The 15,772-nt window shown below is 72.5% G+C and carries 14 protein-coding genes and 3 pseudogenes; 8 read left to right on the top strand and 9 right to left on the bottom strand.

Annotation, left to right across the window (positions count from 1 at the left end):
* Nucleotides 1-6: 6 nt before the first annotated feature.
* Together AC3EQ1_RS21000 and AC3EQ1_RS20995 are read left to right on the top strand one after the other, a co-directional pair.
* On the top strand, nt 7-1,086 hold the full coding sequence (locus AC3EQ1_RS21000) for a Zn-dependent alcohol dehydrogenase (protein ID WP_432095875.1): 1,080 nt from the start codon (nt 7-9) through the stop codon (nt 1,084-1,086).
* A 22-nt stretch (nt 1,087-1,108) separates the two neighbouring features.
* Entirely contained in the window at nt 1,109-1,768 is a 660-nt protein-coding gene (locus AC3EQ1_RS20995) for a hypothetical protein (protein WP_432095874.1), read from the top strand.
* Nucleotides 1,769-2,037: 269 nt separating this feature from the next.
* Here AC3EQ1_RS20995 and AC3EQ1_RS20990 read toward each other — a convergent pair.
* Nucleotides 2,038-2,568, bottom strand: a pseudogene (locus tag AC3EQ1_RS20990) (phosphatase PAP2 family protein); the annotation flags it as partial.
* 303 nt (nt 2,569-2,871) lie between these two features.
* Between AC3EQ1_RS20990 and AC3EQ1_RS20985 the strand changes: the two are divergent.
* Nucleotides 2,872-3,125, top strand: a pseudogene (locus tag AC3EQ1_RS20985) (RidA family protein); the annotation flags it as partial.
* Between the two features lie 31 nt (nt 3,126-3,156).
* Here the strand turns inward: AC3EQ1_RS20985 and AC3EQ1_RS20980 are convergent.
* From AC3EQ1_RS20980 to AC3EQ1_RS20965, 4 genes are all read right to left on the bottom strand, one after another.
* Nucleotides 3,157-3,555 carry a hypothetical protein gene (locus AC3EQ1_RS20980; RefSeq protein WP_432095911.1) on the bottom strand — a complete coding sequence of 133 codons (399 nt, stop codon included), beginning with the start codon at nt 3,553-3,555 and terminating at the stop codon, nt 3,157-3,159.
* A gap of 138 nt (nt 3,556-3,693) precedes the next feature.
* The gene (locus tag AC3EQ1_RS20975) at nt 3,694-4,677 is read right to left on the bottom strand and encodes an AraC-like ligand-binding domain-containing protein (protein ID WP_432095873.1); all 984 of its coding nucleotides are present in this window, start codon (nt 4,675-4,677) and stop codon (nt 3,694-3,696) included.
* A 205-nt stretch (nt 4,678-4,882) separates the two neighbouring features.
* Complete coding sequence (locus AC3EQ1_RS20970) at nt 4,883-5,779, bottom strand: alpha/beta fold hydrolase (RefSeq protein ID WP_432095872.1); 897 nt, start codon at nt 5,777-5,779, stop codon at nt 4,883-4,885.
* 300 nt (nt 5,780-6,079) lie between these two features.
* On the bottom strand, nt 6,080-6,727 hold the full coding sequence (locus AC3EQ1_RS20965) for a TetR/AcrR family transcriptional regulator (RefSeq protein WP_432095907.1): 648 nt from the start codon (nt 6,725-6,727) through the stop codon (nt 6,080-6,082).
* Between the two features lie 64 nt (nt 6,728-6,791).
* Between AC3EQ1_RS20965 and AC3EQ1_RS20960 the strand changes: the two are divergent.
* Nucleotides 6,792-7,944, top strand: a pseudogene (locus tag AC3EQ1_RS20960) (acyl-CoA dehydrogenase family protein).
* 128 nt (nt 7,945-8,072) lie between these two features.
* The gene (locus AC3EQ1_RS20955) at nt 8,073-8,687 is read left to right on the top strand and encodes a TetR/AcrR family transcriptional regulator (RefSeq protein ID WP_432095906.1); all 615 of its coding nucleotides are present in this window, start codon (nt 8,073-8,075) and stop codon (nt 8,685-8,687) included.
* Nucleotides 8,688-8,976: 289 nt separating this feature from the next.
* On the opposite strand, the gene AC3EQ1_RS20950 is transcribed toward AC3EQ1_RS20955, so the two are convergent.
* Nucleotides 8,977-9,630 carry a TetR/AcrR family transcriptional regulator gene (locus AC3EQ1_RS20950; RefSeq protein ID WP_432095871.1) on the bottom strand — a complete coding sequence of 218 codons (654 nt, stop codon included), beginning with the start codon at nt 9,628-9,630 and terminating at the stop codon, nt 8,977-8,979.
* Nucleotides 9,631-9,785: 155 nt separating this feature from the next.
* On the opposite strand from AC3EQ1_RS20950, the gene abc-f reads away from it, so the two are divergent.
* Together abc-f and AC3EQ1_RS20940 are read left to right on the top strand one after the other, a co-directional pair.
* Nucleotides 9,786-11,405, top strand: coding sequence for a ribosomal protection-like ABC-F family protein (abc-f, locus tag AC3EQ1_RS20945; protein ID WP_432095870.1), 1,620 nt, complete (start codon nt 9,786-9,788; stop codon nt 11,403-11,405).
* 217 nt (nt 11,406-11,622) lie between these two features.
* The gene (locus AC3EQ1_RS20940; protein WP_432095905.1) at nt 11,623-12,306 is read left to right on the top strand and encodes a CatB-related O-acetyltransferase; all 684 of its coding nucleotides are present in this window, start codon (nt 11,623-11,625) and stop codon (nt 12,304-12,306) included.
* 138 nt (nt 12,307-12,444) lie between these two features.
* Here the strand turns inward: AC3EQ1_RS20940 and AC3EQ1_RS20935 are convergent, their stop codons facing one another.
* Together AC3EQ1_RS20935 and AC3EQ1_RS20930 are read right to left on the bottom strand one after the other, a co-directional pair.
* The gene (locus AC3EQ1_RS20935; protein ID WP_432095869.1) at nt 12,445-12,831 is read right to left on the bottom strand and encodes a VOC family protein; all 387 of its coding nucleotides are present in this window, start codon (nt 12,829-12,831) and stop codon (nt 12,445-12,447) included.
* A gap of 137 nt (nt 12,832-12,968) precedes the next feature.
* On the bottom strand, nt 12,969-13,430 hold the full coding sequence (locus AC3EQ1_RS20930) for a MaoC family dehydratase (protein WP_432095868.1): 462 nt from the start codon (nt 13,428-13,430) through the stop codon (nt 12,969-12,971).
* Nucleotides 13,431-13,568: 138 nt separating this feature from the next.
* On the opposite strand from AC3EQ1_RS20930, the gene soxR reads away from it, so the two are divergent.
* The gene (soxR, locus tag AC3EQ1_RS20925) at nt 13,569-14,030 is read left to right on the top strand and encodes a redox-sensitive transcriptional activator SoxR (RefSeq protein WP_432095867.1); all 462 of its coding nucleotides are present in this window, start codon (nt 13,569-13,571) and stop codon (nt 14,028-14,030) included.
* 197 nt (nt 14,031-14,227) lie between these two features.
* Here soxR and AC3EQ1_RS20920 read toward each other — a convergent pair whose 3' ends face one another.
* On the bottom strand, nt 14,228-15,673 hold the full coding sequence (locus AC3EQ1_RS20920) for an amidase (RefSeq protein ID WP_432095866.1): 1,446 nt from the start codon (nt 15,671-15,673) through the stop codon (nt 14,228-14,230).
* Nucleotides 15,674-15,772: the final 99 nt, after the last annotated feature.

The raw sequence follows: 15,772 nt of genomic DNA, 5'->3' as shown, positions 1-15,772 counted from the left end.
GAACCCGTGGTCCGCGCCGCCATCCTGCCCGCCGTCGACGCACCGCTCGTCGTCGAGGAGATCGAGCTGCCCCCGCCCGGCCCCGGCCGCGTACGGGTGCGGCTCGCGGCGGCCGGAGTGTGCCACTCCGACCTGTCGCTCTCCAACGGCACCCTGCGCCAGCCCGTCCCCGCCGTCCTCGGCCACGAGGGCGCGGGCACAGTGGTCGCCGTCGGCGACGGCGTCACCACCGTCGCCGACGGTGACCGGGTGGTCCTCAACTGGGCGCCCTCCTGCGGCGACTGCCACTACTGCGGCCTCGACGAGCCCTGGCTGTGCGCCGACGCCCTGGCCGGCGCCGGCGAGCCGTACGCCCGCACCGCCGACGGCCGCGAGTTCCACCCGGGCCTGGGCACCGCCGCCTTCGCCGAGGAGACGGTCGTCCCGGCCTCCGCCGTGCTGCCGCTGCCGCACGGCGTCCCGCTCACCGAGGCGGCGCTGCTCGGCTGCGCCGTTCTCACCGGCTACGGCGCCGTTCACCACGCGGCGGCGGTACGCGAGGGCGAGTCGGTCGTGGTCCTCGGCGTCGGGGGAGTGGGCCTGTCCGTCATCCAGGCGGCCCGGATCGCCGGCGCGGGAGCCGTGATCGCCGTGGACGTCTCCCCGGAGAAGGAGGAACTCGCCCGGAAGGCCGGCGCCACCGGCTTCCTGGTGTCGGCACCCGACACGGCCAAGCGGATCCGCCAACTCACCGGACGCCACGGCGCCGATGTCGCCGTCGAGTGCGTGGGCCGGGCCGAGACGATCCGCACCGCCTGGGACTCGACCCGGCGCGGGGGCAGGACCACGGTGGTCGGCATCGGCGGCAAGGACCAGCTGGTCTCCTTCTCCGCCCTGGAGATCTTCCACTTCGGCCGCACCCTCTCGGGCTGCGTCTACGGCAACTGCGACCCGGCCCGCGACCTCCCGGTGCTCGCCGAACACATCCGCGCGGGCCGACTCGATCTGAGCACCATGGTCACCGACCGGATCGCCCTCGACGGCATCCCCGCCGCCTTCGACACCATGCTCGCCGGCCGCGGCGGGCGCACACTGGTGGTCTTCTGACCCGACAGGAAGAGGCGAAGCCATGGCATCAGCGGACCAGGGGCCGCGGCTGCGCGCGGTATCGGATCTCGCTCCGGCTCGCTGGATCGAGTCCCGGACCGGCGATTTCCATGCCGGAGTCCACGCGCTGCTGCCGTCCGGATTCGCCGCGTACGCACGGGTGTTGCACCCGGTCGAGGCGTCCGGTGGCACGTTCCTGCGGTGGGCCGAGGCCGCCGAGCGGGCCGGCCGCCCCCTGCACTCCCGCGTCCGGTTCGCGGACATCGCCGCCGGTGCCGGGGACGCGGAGCCGTGGCAGGGGTCGTTCGAGGCGGAGCTCCTGCCCGCACTGTGCGAGGTGCTGAGCGCACACACCACCACACCGGAAGCCTGCTACCTGGGGCTCTGGGACGGCTGGGGCTGGCTCACCGCCGACGGCCCCCGGGTGCACCTCAGCGGGCGCGCCTACCTGTTGTACGAGGGTCCGGTCGAGGCCGCGACGGACCTGGGGGACCGCGGGGCGGGCTGCTTCCTGCCCCAGTCGCCGAACCTGTGGTGGCCGCGCGACCGGGCGTGGTGCGTCGCCACCGACGTCGACCTCGACTCCACCTATGTCGGCGGACCGGCCTCACTGATCGAGGAGTTGACCGGCAGCTCGCGCCTGGAAGCGGTGCGAGCGGAGCTGTCCGATCCGCTGAGCTGACACCGGGGGCGACTACCAGGGTCCACCGGCTGTGATACTGGTGGGCTCGCCTATTCAACTGTCGCCAGTCCCTCATTGAGCCCAGCCCTTTGGTGACTGCATGTGGCTTCCAGGGAGCTGGCTCCACGAAATCCCACATGCCCGCCACTGGCGAGTTGTGTGGCCCCGGCAGTCACCTTCTGGCCGCTGCTGACAGCGCGAAGGCGGTACGCGGGTCCCGGGCTTCAGACTCCCGCTCCTCACATCCGTGGACTTGCCCTAAGGTTCCGGATCGGGGCGAGGCGGGGCCACAGCGCGGCGAGACCGGCGGCGAGACCGGCGGCCAGGGTGGCGTGGTTGCTCGGGAACGACCAGTCCCCCGCTCCGGGGCATTCCGCGACGAGTTCGGCGCCTGCGCGTAACGCACGGCAGGGACGCTCCTCGTCCACGACGAGCTTCACCGCTTCGCTCACCGCATAGGCCGCGACGGTCCCGAGACCGGTCAGGACGGATCCGGCGACCTCCCGTGCGTCTTTGCGGCGGATCGCCGTCCACCACATCCAGACCAGCAACATTCCGAGGATCACCAAAGTGCCCTCGGTGGCCACTTCCAGGAGCGGGCCCAGCCACGACGGTGCATCCGCCGCCCCGGCCGTCGACCGGTATGCGGACGCCGAAGCTCCCCCCGTGACCTCGACAGCACCAGCCTCGCCCAGCCCACCTGGGGACAGCCAAGTGACGACTCCTGCCCCCACGCCCAGGGCGGCCAACGCGCCGAGCAGCCGGCCGGCGCGGATCTTCTTTCGCGGTTCTCGTTCCATGAGGACCGAACGTAGAAGCGGGAACAGCCGGGAACCCGAGCCGAACGGCAATACCCGCCCTTGACGATCGTCAGGGTTGACGGCTCTGGGCACCTTCGTTCCGCGTCACCGGACACACACCCCGACCTTCCACCGGGGAAGTCATCAAGGCCGCCCGCGACCTCCTGCGCCTGACCCCCGGCCGCTCGATCACTTCGAGCGCCAAGCTGCTGGGCGTCTCCCCGGGCACCCTCTGCAACCACATCCCCGACCTCCGGGAGTTGCGCGCCGGCGCGGTCCCCCACCAGCGATGCCTACCGGCAGGTGCCGATCGCACTAGGATCGAAACGGGTCTTCATCGCCGGGCAGGTTGCCCTGGGACGCGGAAGGGGGCACGGTCGGCGAAGGTGACCTCACCGCACAGGTCGAGCACTGCTACCTCAGCATCGGGATCGCGCCGGCCGAGGTGGGCGGCTCCTTCGACGACGTGGCGAAGCTGCCCTTGTACGTCGTTGACTGGGCCCCCGACAAGATGCCCCTGCTCCTGGATCTCCCGGGCGGCCGCGAAGCTGGGAGTCGCATGGCGAACCTGGGCGTTCACCGGCGCGCTCAGGCCGCTCCCAGCCCGGATGTCTTGCAGGGTGTGCCCCGAGAGCCCTTGGTGAGGCACAGCAGCAGCTTGACGGCCGTACCTTCCCGAAGGTTGCGCGTCCTTGTAGTGCACTTCCCCTTCCCGCCCACATGCACTACCCGTGCGAGGGCGTTGCTCTCCGAGTCCACAAGCCAGGCACTGACGCCGAAACCGTCATCGTCTCCATCGCAGACCCTGACCAGGTCTCCGTTCGACTTGAACTCGCCCGCCCCGCTGAACCCGGGAGGCGGCTGGAACCCCAGGTTGACCTTTGTCCAACCGATGTCGGTACCGGCGTAGGCAGGGGTGGCGCAGACGGCGACTCCGATCAGCGCGGCGGCCGCGACGGCGGCAGAGGCTCGCTTGGTGATGCCCATGTCTTCCTTCCCTCTACAACGCTTGCCTTCCGCCAAGTTGAGCGGGGCAACGTCAATCGGTGACATGGCATCAGAGTGTCGGGTGGAGGGCTGGAGTGTCGTTAGCGGACAGTTTCCGGTCTGTTGGCAATCCGTCCACTACTCACGGGAGTGCAACGCCACCTTGTCCCGGTAGTCCCGGGGCGGGATGCCGTAGGCGGTTCGGAAGGCGCGGGTGAAGTCGGCGGCGCGGGGAAAGCCCCAGCGGGCGGCGATGACGTGGACGGGACGGTCGCGCAGGCCCGGATCGGTCAGGTCGCGGCGCGCGTGTTCCAGGCGCTGGCGGCGGATCCAGGCCGCCACGGTCTCTGCCTCGGGTTCGAAGAGGCGGTGCAGGTGGCTGAGGGAGATGTGGTGTGCGGCGGCAATGCTGCGGGGTGTGAGCTGCGGGTCGTGCAGGTGCGTCCGGACGAAGGCACGGATGCGCAGGACGAGCGTGTGCCGGCGCGTCTCGGGCGGGAGTGACCGGTCCGCCTCCAGAGCGTGGGCGAACAGCGCGGACAGCAGATCGACCATCACGGCTCCGAGCCGGGGCCCGTCGGCGGGCCGGTAGGCATCGGTGCCGTTCGCCAGCTGGGTGAGCAACTGCGCGAGCAGCAGGCCGAATCCCTCCAGGGCCGACAGTGGCAGACCGGCCGCCCGGTCGAGCTGCCGGCCGGCCAGCGGCAGCACCGACTTGGGGACCTCCAGCCCCACTCCGGTGTGCAGGCCTGAACCGTCGCCCCCGTACACGTCGACAGGCCGCGAGGTATCGACCACACACAGGCTGTCCGGGCCGTACACACACTCCTCCCGGCCCCGGTCGGTGCGCAGCGGCCCGCTCAACGGCAGGGAGAGGTGCAGACCCTCGGGATCCGACTGCCGGATCAGCCTCGGGGTCCGGCGAAAGCACACCGGCTGGAACGTGGTCGGCCACACGGACACGACACCGAGGTCCAGCAGCCGCTGAGAGGCCCTGAAGTCCGCCCGGTGGTCGCTGAGCAGCTCCAAGGGCGCATGCGTCTGGCCGACCAGCTCGCGCCAGTGGTCGAACCGGTCCGCCGCCGGAACGTCCTCGCTTCGGAACACCGTCTCGGTCAGCATGCCCCCATCATCCCCTCCGAGAAGACCGCCTCCCAGACGTGAATGCGACGCGGTGCCGCATCGGGTCCGAGCGTGCCTCGCGGCCGGTCAAGACCCACGTTCCGCATCGGGTTCGAGCGCGCCCCGCGGCCTCCCGGTCAGGACTCACGTTCCGTCGAGAGGCGGTCATGTGACCGGTACGCCAACGGCTTCTCGGCCACGTCCATCACCGCCCCGCCGGCATCGTCCCGGCGCCGCCGGCGGCCCGGTCGAGGAGTGCGGCGAGGACCGGCTCGGCGTGCGTCCACAGCAGCGCGCCGCCCGCACCGGGAACAACCCGGCGCCGGGCGCCGGGAATACGGTCGGCCAGCCGTGCCCCGGCATCGGGGGAGTGGCCGGTGTCCCGCTCGCCGTACCAGATGTCGACCGGGACGGAGATGCCGTCGAGGGCGAACGGCCACCGCCCCATGGCCAGCACCGTGTCCCGGGCGTAGCCCTCCCCGCCCTGAGCGAAGCCCTCGTCCAGGGCCCGGCGGTAGGCCGCCGCGAAACCGGGCTCCCGGTACACGGCGAGGTCGCACTCCGGACTCCCGGCCATCACCCTGTCCCGCATCGCCTCCGCGCCGAACCCCGCGAAGAACTTCTCGGCCCCGCCCGGATCGCACGCAACCCGCTCCACGAGGCCCCGCAGTTCCGCCGGCAGCACCGGGGCGAACTCCGGCGCGGCGACCTCGTCCGCGCCGGAGACGACGGCCAGCGCGGACACGACGCCCGCCGCGGCACAGGCGAGAGCGAACGGCGCGCCCTGCGAGTTCCCGACGACGGCCGGACGCCCCAGCCCGCGCAGCACGGTGAGTTGCCGCAGGTCGGCGGCGAAGTCGGCGAAGGACCGGCCGGGCGCGGGGGTCGACGCGCCGAGCCCCGGACGGTCCACCGAGACCAGCCGCACGCCCAGCGACTCGGCCGCGCCCGCGCCGAGCCCGAGCCACCGGCTCGTCGCCGCACCCGGACACAGCACCACGGGCGTCCCGTCCTCCGGCCCCCACTCGGCCCAGCCGAGCATTCGTCCGTCGGGCAGCCGGCTCCGACCGAGCCTGGCGGGTTCATCAGCATACGCATTCATGATCGCCAGCATGGCCGGAGCAGGGGTCGCTGCGCACGGAATATCGCCCGGCTCCGATCACCTCGCGCGGCGGTGAGTTCGCCATGGCGCGACCGTGATCCGTTGCCCGTGCTCTCCCGTGCTCTGCGGAGACGGCGCAGCCGCGGTGCCGGCACGGCTGCCGCTTCCCGTTCCCGGCGGCCTCGGACCTCCGGCCCGGCCACCCGGTGTCGGGCCTCCCGGTCCCGGTCTCGGACCATCCCGCCGCGGACCATCCGGCCTCGGACGACCCCAGACCGCCCGGCCTCAGACCGCCCGCCCTCAGCCCGGCCGCACCTGCTCGAACTGCAGCGCCAAGCCGTCCACCAGCGCCGTCAGCCCTGCCTCGAAGGCGCCCTCGTCCACCTGCTGTTGATGCTCGGCCAGCAGATGTGCCTGACCGAGGTGCGGATAGTCGGCCGGATCGTAGGCCGCGGCGTCGTCCACGAAGCCGCGGGCGAACGAACCGAGCGCCGAGCCCGCCACGAAGTAGCGCATCAGCGCCCCGATCCGGGTCGCTTGTGCGGGCGGCCAGCCCGCGCCGACCATCGCGCCGAACACCGCGTCCGCCATGCGCAGTCCGGCCGGCCGGCGGCCGGGACCCTGCGCGAGGAACGGCACGATGTTGGGGTGCGTGGTGAGCGCGGCGCGGTAGGAGCGTCCCCAGGCCAGCAGCGCGCTCCGCCAGTCCGTGCCGTCCTCGAACATCGACAGGTCGACCTGCCCGACGACCCGGTCCGCGACCGCGTCCAGGATTTCGTCCTTGACCGCGAAGTGGTTGTACAAGGACGGCCCGCTGACCCCGAGTTCCGCTGCCAGCCGCCGCGTCGACACCGCCTGAAGCCCCTCCGCGTCGGCCAGCGCGAGCGCGGTGGTGACGATGCGGTCGCGGCTGAGCAGGGGCTTGCGGGGACGTGCCATGCGGCACATAGTAGAGGCGGCCATAAACTAGCGCTGCTAATTAAAGCGCTGCGCATGAACGGGAGGGGTCCGCGTGAACCTGGAGTTGTCCGAGGAGCAGGCCGCCGTCCGCCGGCTCGCCCGGGACTTCGTCGACCGCGAGATCACCCCGAACGCCGCCGCCTGGGACCGGGCGGAGAGCGTCGACCGCGGCATCGTGAAGCAGCTCGGCGAGCTGGGCTTCCTCGGGCTCACGATCCCCGAGGAGTACGGCGGCTCGGGCGGTGACCACCTGGCGTACGCCCTGGTCACCGAGGAGCTGGGCCGGGGCGACTCCGCGGTCCGCGGCATCCTCTCCGTCTCCCTCGGCCTGGTGGCGAAGTCGGTCGCGGCCTGGGGGGAGCGAGGAGCAGAAGCGGGAATGGCTGCCGCGGCTCTGCTCCGGTGCGGCCCTCGGCTGCTTCGGCCTGACCGAGCCGGGGACCGGCTCCGACGCCGCCGCCCTCACCACCCGTGCGGTCCGCGACGGCGACGGCTATGTGATCGACGGCGGCAAGACGTTCATCACCAACGGCACCTGGGCCGATGTCGTACTGCTCTTCGCCCGCACCGGCGAGGACGCCGGGCACCGGGGGATCAGCGCGTTCCTCGTCCCGGCCGGCACCCCGGGGCTCACGCGCCGGGAGATCCACGGCAAGCTCGGACTGCGCGGCCAGGCCACCGCGGAACTGGTCCTCGACGGCGTCCGGGTGCCCGTCTCGGCCATGATCGGCCCCGCGGGCAAGGGATTCTCCGTCGCCATGTCGGCGCTGGCCAAGGGCCGGATGTCGGTCGCGGCGGGCTGCGTCGGACTCGCCCAGGCGTGCCTGGACGCCGCCGTGGGGTACGCGGGCGAGCGCGAACAGTTCGGCACCCCCATCGCGGGCCACCAGCTCGTCCAGGAACTCATCTCCGACATCGCGGTGGACGTCGACGCGGCCCGCCTGCTGACCTGGCGGGTCGCGGACCACATCGACCGGGGGCTGCCGTTCGCCACCGAGTCCTCCGTCGCCAAGCTGTACGCGAGCGAAGCGGCGGTGCGCTGCGCCAACAACGCGCTCCAGGTCTTCGGCGGCTACGGCTACATCGACGAGTGCCCCGTGGGCAAGCTGCTGCGCGACGCCCGGGTGATGACCCTCTACGAGGGCACCAGCCAGATCCAGAAGCTCCTCATCGGCCGCGCCCTCACCGGCGTCGGGGCCTTCTGACCCGGGGGCGGGCTGCCCTCGCCGCCACACCCCGAGCACCTCTAAGCGCTTGCTCACCTTCGGGGTATGGTGTACGTCCTGTCAGCGGACGGACCGCCGAAGGACGGGAGAAACGGGGCGTGGGTGCCATGGGCGGCGAGGAGCAGCAGACCGGGGCCTGGGCGGACATCAGCCCCGACGCGGCCAGGCGGCTGGTGATCGCCGCCGTCGAGGCTTTCGCCGAACGCGGCTACCACGCCACCACCACCCGCGACATCGCTGGCCGCGCCGGGATGAGCCCCGCCGCCCTCTACATCCACTACAAGACCAAGGAAGAGCTGCTCTTCCAGATCAGCCGGGTCGGCCACCAGCTCTCGCTGCGGATCCTCCAGGACGCGGCGGAGAGCGCGGGCACCCCGGCCGACCGGCTGGCCCGGGCCGTCCGCGCCTTCGTCCGCTGGCACGCCGAGCACCACACGACGGCCCGGGTGGTGCAGTACGAGCTGGGCGCGCTCTCCGAGGAGCACTACACCGAGGTCGTCGCCCTGCGGCGGCGCACCGACGGCGCGGTGCGCTCCATCATCGAAGCCGGGGTGGACACCGGCGACTTCGACGTCCCCGACGTGCCGGGCACCACCCTCGCGGTCCTGTCGCTCTGTATCGACGTGGCCCGCTGGTTCAACACCGAGGGCCGCCGCACCCCCGACGAGGTCGGCGACCTGTACGCGGCCCTGGTGCTGCGCATGGTGGGGGCGAGCGGGTAGGGCCCCCGAAGATCCACCCGCAGCCCGGCCCCATTCGCAGCCCGGCCCCATTCGCAGCCCGGGCCCACCTGCAGCCCGGGCCCACCTGCAGCCCGGGCCCACCCGCAGCCCGGCCCCCCTCGCAGCCCCGACCCACTCGCAGCCTGCGGCCCACCCGGCCCGGGCACACCCATGGCCCGGGCCCACCCCGTCGCCCGCCGGCATCAGCTCACCGGCGGACGGGGCCGTCCCGGCTGCCGGTACTGGAATTCGGACGGCGCGCGGCGCGACGGCCGTGCGGGCAGGGCCGTCAGGTGTCATCTGCCGCCGGAGGCTCGGCGACGGCGAAGGCGCCGGCGCTCGCGGCGAGGGCGGCGGTTCGGGCCGCCTGGCCCGGCAGGTGCGGGTCGGGCGGCGTCCGGAGGAGCACCAACTGGTGGTACAGCGGCGCCGTGGCGGCGAGGAGCAGGCGCCGGGCGTCGGTGCGCGGCGGGAGTTCGCCGCGCCGTACGGCGCGGTCGACGGTGACCTCGCAGCGGGTGTACCGGTCCTCCCAGAGCCGCTGTTGGGCCTGGGCGGCTTCCTCGGAGCGGAACGAGGCGGCGATCAGCGCGGCGACGATCGGCGGCTGCGCCGTCAGGGCCGTGTGGATCTCCTGGTTCAGCGCTGTGAGGTCGCCCTCCAGCGAGCCGGTGTCCGGCGGCTGCCAGTCGTCGTCGCTCGCCGCGTCGAGGACGTCGGCGAGCAGACCTCCGACGTCCCTCCAGCGCCGGTACACCGTGGTCCGGTGCACACCCGCGCGGGCGGCCACGGCTTCCACGGTGAGCCCGTCGAAGCCGTGTTCGCCGAGCTCAGCGAGTGCCGCGTCGAGTACCTGCGTGCGGATACGGGCGGTGCGGCCGCCGGGCCGGCGCCGGGCCGACGGCCGCCGGGTGTCTTCCGGGCCCGGGGCTTCGGGAGTCATCGCTGGAAATCCGATTGCTCAGGGGAAGGCGTTGTGGCAGCATCTTAACGCATCAGTTGTCGCACTAGTGGAGTGATCGATGCTCATTCGAAGCGTTCGCCCGACCATCCGGCCCTCGACGGCCGTCTCGTCCCCGAATGCTTCGGAGTTTTTGTATGCCTGCACAGATCACCGCGCTCGCCGTCAGCAAGTCCTTCAACGACAGGCTCGTCCTTGACTCGGTGACCTGCTCGCTCCCCGTGGGCGAGCGCACCGGGATCATCGGTGAGAACGGATCCGGCAAGACCACCCTGCTGCGCCTGCTCGCCGGGCGTGAACGCCCCGATCAGGGCGAGATCGTCGTCCAGGCGGCCGGCGGCGTCGGCTACCTCGCCCAGGACGAGCGCCTGGACCCCCGAGTGACGGTCCGGCAGATCATCGACCGGGCCCTGAGCGACCTGCGCGCCGTCGAGCGGCGCATGGGCCGTCTGGAAGCCGCGATGGCCGAGGGCGACGAGTCCGTTCTGGCCGAATACGGCGAACTGATGACCGTCTTCGAGCTGCGCGGCGGCTACGACGCCGACGCCCGGGTGGAACGTGCGCTGCACGGCCTCGGCCTGGGGCTGGTGGGCCGTGACCGTACCGCGGGCAGTCTGTCCGGCGGAGAACAGGTCCGGCTGCGGCTGGCGGCCGTCCTGGCGGCTTCACCGGAGGTGCTGCTGTTGGACGAGCCGACCAACCACCTCGACGAGGCCGCCCTGCACTGGCTGGAGGAACACCTGCGCACCCGGCGGGGCACCACGGTGACGGTCTCCCACGACCGCCTCTTCCTCGAACGGGTCGCCACCGGCCTGCTGGAGGTGGACGCCGACCGCCGCCGCGTCGTCCGGTACGGCAACGGCTACACCGGCTACCTCGCCGAGAAGACGGCCGCCCGGCAGCGCTGGGTCCAGGCGCACGACCAGTGGCGGGCCGACATCGACCGGCAGCGCGAGGCCGTCGCGACCACCGCCCGTCAGGTGGCCCCCGGCCGTCCGATGAAGGACCGCAACAAGATGGCCTACGGCCGGGCGGCCGGCCGCGTGCAGCAGTCGCTCGCCGGCCGGGTGCGCAACGCCGAGGAACGGCTGCGCCGCCTCCTCGCCGACCCGGTCCCGGCCCCGCCGGAGCCGCTGCGCTTCACCCCCGTCCTGCGGGCCCGCCGCGTGCGGGGCGCCGTACTCGACGCGGCCGACGTCGCCGTCACCGACCGGCTCGACCGCACGAGCCTCACCGTCGCGGCGGGCGAACATCTGCTGATCACGGGGGCGAACGGAGCGGGCAAGAGCACCCTGCTCGGCGTCCTGGCCGGCGAAGTCGCCCCCGACAGCGGGGGCGTCACCCGCCGCGGCAGGATCGGCCACCTCCCCCAGGAGCCGCGTCCCGGGGAACCGGACGAAACCGTGCTGGCCGCCTTCGCCCGCGGACGGGCGGGGGAGGCCGCGGAGCACGCCGAACGGCTGCTGTCCCTCGGCCTGTTCGCCCGCGACCAGCTCACGGTGCCGGTAGGCCGGCTGTCCACCGGGCAGCTGCAGCGACTCGCTCTGGCCCGACTGCTCAGCGAGCCCTCGGACGTCCTGCTGCTCGACGAACCCACCAACCACCTCTCGCCCGCCCTCACCGAGGAACTGGAAACCGCTCTGGCCGGCTACAACGGCGCCCTCGTCGTCGTCAGCCACGACCGCCGGCTGCGTCGGCGCTGGCAGGGCACCCACCTGGAACTGCCGGCGAACGCGAAGTCCGGCGCCACGGCTTGAGGGGCACGGCTTTGAGGGGCACGGCCTTGAGGTCCGCGGCCTGAGGGCTGCTCGGCCTCGAGGTCGCGGCCTGAGGTGAGGTCCGCGCCCCGAGGCCCCCAGTCCGAGGCCCCCGACGCCTGAGGTCCGCAGCCGCCCTGCCGGAGGCCCCGGCCCCACAGTCATCTCGCCCTTTTCAGGAAGGAAGACACACGCAATGTCACCTGTTCCCGCCGATATGTCCCCTGTTCCCGCCGACCCGACCGTGGTGCATCCGATGCCCGGCCAGCCGCGCGTGGTGCTGCTGAAGCCGCTGGTCACCTCGCCGCTGATCGAGGTCGGAGAGTTCTCCTACTACGACGACCCCGACGATCCGACCGCCTTCGAGACCCGCAACGTGCTGTACCACTACGGGCCGGAGAAGCTGGTCATCGGGAAGTTCTGCGCGCTGGGGGAGGGCGTGCGGTTCATCATGAATGGCGCCAACCACCGCATGGACGGCCCCTCGACGTTCCCGTTCCCCATCATGGGCGGCTCCTGGGCCGCGCACATGGACCTCATCGCCGGGCTGCCCGGACGGGGCGACACCGTGGTGGGCAACGACGTCTGGTTCGGCTACCGCGCCACGGTGATGCCCGGTGTCCGCATCGGTCACGGAGCGATCATCGCCTCCGGGGCCGTCGTCGTCGATGACGTCCCCGACTACGGCATCGTCGGTGGCAACCCCGCCCGTCTCGTCCGCCGCCGCTACAGCGATGCGGACGTCGACCGCCTCCTGGCCCTGGCCTGGTGGGACTGGCCGCTCCAGCAGATCACCGAACACCTCCGCACGATCATGTCCGGCAGCGTCGACGACCTGGAGACGGCGGCGGCCGGACAGACGGCGGCGGAGGCGCGTCAGGACCCGCCGCCGGGCCGTTGAACGCGCGGCAGAGGACGAACGGGCCCTGCGAAGGCCGGTCCCCTGCTGGGAAGAGCTCCGTGCGGTGAGGCCGAAAGGCTTCACCGCCGCCACCGCGCCCCGCCGCAGGTTCGGCGCGGCGCGGTGGGCGGTCTGCGATCAGGGGTGGCGGCCCGCGAGGACGCAGAACTCGTTCCCCTCCGGGTCGGTGAGGACGACCCAGCTCTGATCGCCCTGGCCGACGTCGGCCCGTCGGGCACCCAGGTCGAGCAGGCGACGGACCTCGTCGTCCTGCTCCCTGTCGGTCGGGTTGACGTCGATGTGGAGCCTGTTCTTGACGGTCTTGCCCTCGGGCACGCTCGCGAAGGTCAACGTCGGTGGCACCGGGCCGGGGCGGTGCTTGCCTTCGGGCGCCATGGGCGAGCCAATGGTGACCAGTCCGTCGTCCTCGTCCTGCACCTCGTAGTCGAGGACCGAACACCAGAACCGGGCGAGACCGCGGGGATCGGCACAGTCGATCGCAAGCTCCGTGAACTTACTGGCCATGTGGGGCCTTCCGGTCGGGTGGTGCGGGTTCGCCACAGGCCACACGCCAATCGCGGTGTTCGGCGGTGCGGCAGGGTCCTTGAAGCCGAACAACGAAGCCGAACAACGGCGATGCGGCGCGGACAGCGGTGCGGCCGTCAAAGATAGAAGCGGCTCACCGTCTCCGCCACGCAGACCGGCTTGTCGCCGCCCTCCCGCTCCACCGTCACCACGGTGGTCAGTTGCACGCCGTCGGTCACCTCGGCCACCTCGGCGATCTTCCCCGTGGCACGCAGGCGGGAGCCGACCGGCACGGGGGAGGGGAAACGGACCTTGTTGGCGCCGTAGTTGATGCCCATCCGGACGCCGTCCACCCGCATCAGCTGCGGCACCAGGGCCGGCAGCAGCGACAGCGTGAGATAGCCGTGGGCGATCGTGGTGCCGAACGGTCCGGCCGCGGCCTTCTCCGAGTCCACATGGATCCACTGGTGGTCGCCGGTCGCGTCCGCGAACAGGTCGATCCGCTTCTGGTCGACCTCCAGCCAGTCGCTCGTGCCCAACTGCTCGCCGACCGCCGCCCGCAGCTCGTCCAGCGACCCGAAGACCCGGGGGTCCGCCATCTCGTACCTCCACCGACATCCGTCATCCGGCATCCGACAACTGTGCGTACTAAGCAGTTGCTCAGCATGCTGCGACAGGGCTCCGCTGTCAACGTCCGCCGACGGGTGCCGCGGCGTGGCGACGTACGCTTGGACGCTGTGCCCCAGATTCCCCGCGACGTCCAGGAACTCAGCGTCGGCCAGGTGTCCGCCCGCAGCGGCGCGGCCGTCTCCGCGCTGCACTTCTACGAGTCCAAGGGGCTGATCAGCAGCCGCCGGACCCCGGGCAACCAGCGCCGGTACAGCAGAGACGCGCTGCGCCGGATCGCGTTCATCCGGGCCGCGCAGCGCGTCGGCATCCCGCTCGCCACCATCCGGGACGCCCTCGCCGAACTGCCCGAGGAGCGCACGCCGAACCGGGAGGACTGGGCCCGGCTCTCCGAGCTGTGGCGCTCCGAACTGGACCGCCGCATCCAGCAGCTCAACCGGCTGCGGGACCACCTGACCGACTGCATCGCCTGCGGGTGCCTGTCGCTGGACACCTGTGTGCTGTCGAACCCGGACGACACCGTCGGCCGGCAGGGCAGCGGCTCCCGCCTGCTGGCCGAGCGCAAGCGCTGAGCACGGGGCGGCCCGGGCCCGGCTGCTGGTCGGCGCGGTGATTCCGGGCCGGGCCGGGGGCCGGGTGGCGTTCGGAATGCGCGTCCGCCGCTGCCCTGTCACTCCACTGCATCGCCGTTCCGCTGCGCTGCCACTCGCGCTTCCGGACGGCAGAGTGAGGATCGCCGTTCCGGAACGCCTCCCCGTCCGTCCGCCCCTCACCACATGGCAGGATGCCGCCCGGCCCACGGCCGGGCCTCCTCCAGCTCCGCCGAGAGGGAGAGCAGTGTCGCCTCGGCGCCGTAGCGGCCGCCGAGCATGACGCCGACCGGCAGCCCGCTCTCCGTCCAGTGCAGCGGCAGGCTGACCGCGGGCTGGCCGGTCGCGTTGTAGAGCGGGGTGAACGGGGTGAACGCGGTGATGGCCGCGAACTCCGCCTCGGGATCCGCGTCGTTGCGCTGGCCGCCGACCGGAGCGGGCGGCTGGGCCAGGGTCGGGGTGAGGATCACGTCGTAGCCGGTTCCGGCCGTCAGCAGCACGTCCTCGACCATCTGGCCGAGCATCCGGAACGCGTACAGCGCGTCCGCGAAGGACTTCGCGGACACCCGGCCGCCGCGCTCCCGCAGATGGCGGGTGAGCGGCATCAGGTGCTCCTCCGCGTCGGCCGGTACCGGACGGGCCAGGGTCATCACGTCCCAGACGGCGGCGAACGCCTGCCGCACCGTGTCGTCGACCGGCAGCTCCAACTCGTCCACCTGGTGGCCGAGTTCCCGCAGCAGCGCCGCCGTGCCGTCCGCCGCGGCCCGGCAGTCCGGGTGCAGTTCCACGCCCGGCACGGGCGGGGTGAGCAGCGAGACGATCCGCAGCCGCGTCTCCGGCCGCCGCCGGGCGTGACCGAGGAAGGTCTCGCCCGGCGGCAGGCCCGGAGCGCCGTACGGGTCGCCGGGCATGGGGCCGGACAGCGCGTCCAGCAGCGCCGCCGCGTCCGCCACGGTGCGGGCGACGGGTCCGGAGGTGCTCAGTCCGCTGATGTCGTGCAGGGTCGGCCCCGAACTGACCCGGCCCCGGCTCGGCTTGATGCCGTAGAGCCCGCACACCGAGGACGGGATGCGGATCGAGCCTGCTCCGTCGCTGCCGTGCGCGAGGGGCGCCAGGCCGCCCGCCACCGCCGCGGCGGCGCCGCCGCTGGATCCGCCCGCCGACCGGTCGAGGTCCCACGGGGTGCGCGCCGGGGGAGCGAGCCGGTTCTCGGTGTAGCAGGGGAGCCCGAACTCGGGGGTGTTGGTCTTGCCGAGCATGACCGTGCCCGCCGCGCGGAGCTTGGTCACCACATGGTCGTCGACCTCCGGGACGTGGTTCCGGAAGGCCTCCGAGCCGAAGGTGCAGCGCACCCCTGCCACCATGCTCAGGTCCTTCACGGGCACCGGGACGCCGTGCAGCGGCGCCAGGCCGTGGCCGTCCCGGCGGGCCGCGACGGCCACGCTCTCGGCGTCGGCGGCCTGCTTGCGCGCGATCTCCGGGGTGACCGTGATGTAGGCGCCGAGGGACGGGTCGAGCCGGTCGATGCGGCTCAGATAGTGCTCGGTGAGCTCCACCGGGGAGAGCGTGCCCTCCCGGATCGCGTCCGCCTGCTCCAGGGCTGTCAGATCGTGCAGCTCGGCCATGCCGTCCGTCCTCTCGCGCGTGGACGGGAATCCTCCCACTACCGATCGGTAACGACCAGACCCGTGGGGGGCCCGGCGGGCTTGACGGACCTGTGACCG

The organism is Streptomyces sp. bgisy100 (genome assembly GCF_057709105.1).
This window is presented reverse-complemented; position numbering and strand designations above follow the sequence as displayed.

What these genes read in the sequence shown, in the direction of transcription:
- AC3EQ1_RS20965 (WP_432095907.1), bottom strand. Translation starts at nt 6,727, where the DNA reads ATGTGCCGCATGGCACGTCCCCGCAAGCCCCTGCTCAGCCGCGACCGC.
- AC3EQ1_RS20975 (WP_432095873.1), bottom strand. Translation starts at nt 4,677, where the DNA reads ATGCTGACCGAGACGGTGTTCCGAAGCGAGGACGTTCCGGCGGCGGAC.
- AC3EQ1_RS20950 (WP_432095871.1), bottom strand. Translation starts at nt 9,630, where the DNA reads ATGACTCCCGAAGCCCCGGGCCCGGAAGACACCCGGCGGCCGTCGGCC.
- AC3EQ1_RS20935 (WP_432095869.1), bottom strand. Translation starts at nt 12,831, where the DNA reads ATGGCCAGTAAGTTCACGGAGCTTGCGATCGACTGTGCCGATCCCCGC.
- AC3EQ1_RS20970 (WP_432095872.1), bottom strand. Translation starts at nt 5,779, where the DNA reads ATGAATGCGTATGCTGATGAACCCGCCAGGCTCGGTCGGAGCCGGCTG.
- AC3EQ1_RS20995 (WP_432095874.1), top strand. Translation starts at nt 1,109, where the DNA reads ATGGCATCAGCGGACCAGGGGCCGCGGCTGCGCGCGGTATCGGATCTC.
- abc-f (WP_432095870.1), top strand. Translation starts at nt 9,786, where the DNA reads ATGCCTGCACAGATCACCGCGCTCGCCGTCAGCAAGTCCTTCAACGAC.
- AC3EQ1_RS20940 (WP_432095905.1), top strand. Translation starts at nt 11,623, where the DNA reads ATGTCCCCTGTTCCCGCCGACCCGACCGTGGTGCATCCGATGCCCGGC.
- AC3EQ1_RS20955 (WP_432095906.1), top strand. Translation starts at nt 8,073, where the DNA reads ATGGGCGGCGAGGAGCAGCAGACCGGGGCCTGGGCGGACATCAGCCCC.
- AC3EQ1_RS20920 (WP_432095866.1), bottom strand. Translation starts at nt 15,673, where the DNA reads ATGGCCGAGCTGCACGATCTGACAGCCCTGGAGCAGGCGGACGCGATC.
- AC3EQ1_RS20930 (WP_432095868.1), bottom strand. Translation starts at nt 13,430, where the DNA reads ATGGCGGACCCCCGGGTCTTCGGGTCGCTGGACGAGCTGCGGGCGGCG.
- AC3EQ1_RS20980 (WP_432095911.1), bottom strand. Translation starts at nt 3,555, where the DNA reads ATGGGCATCACCAAGCGAGCCTCTGCCGCCGTCGCGGCCGCCGCGCTG.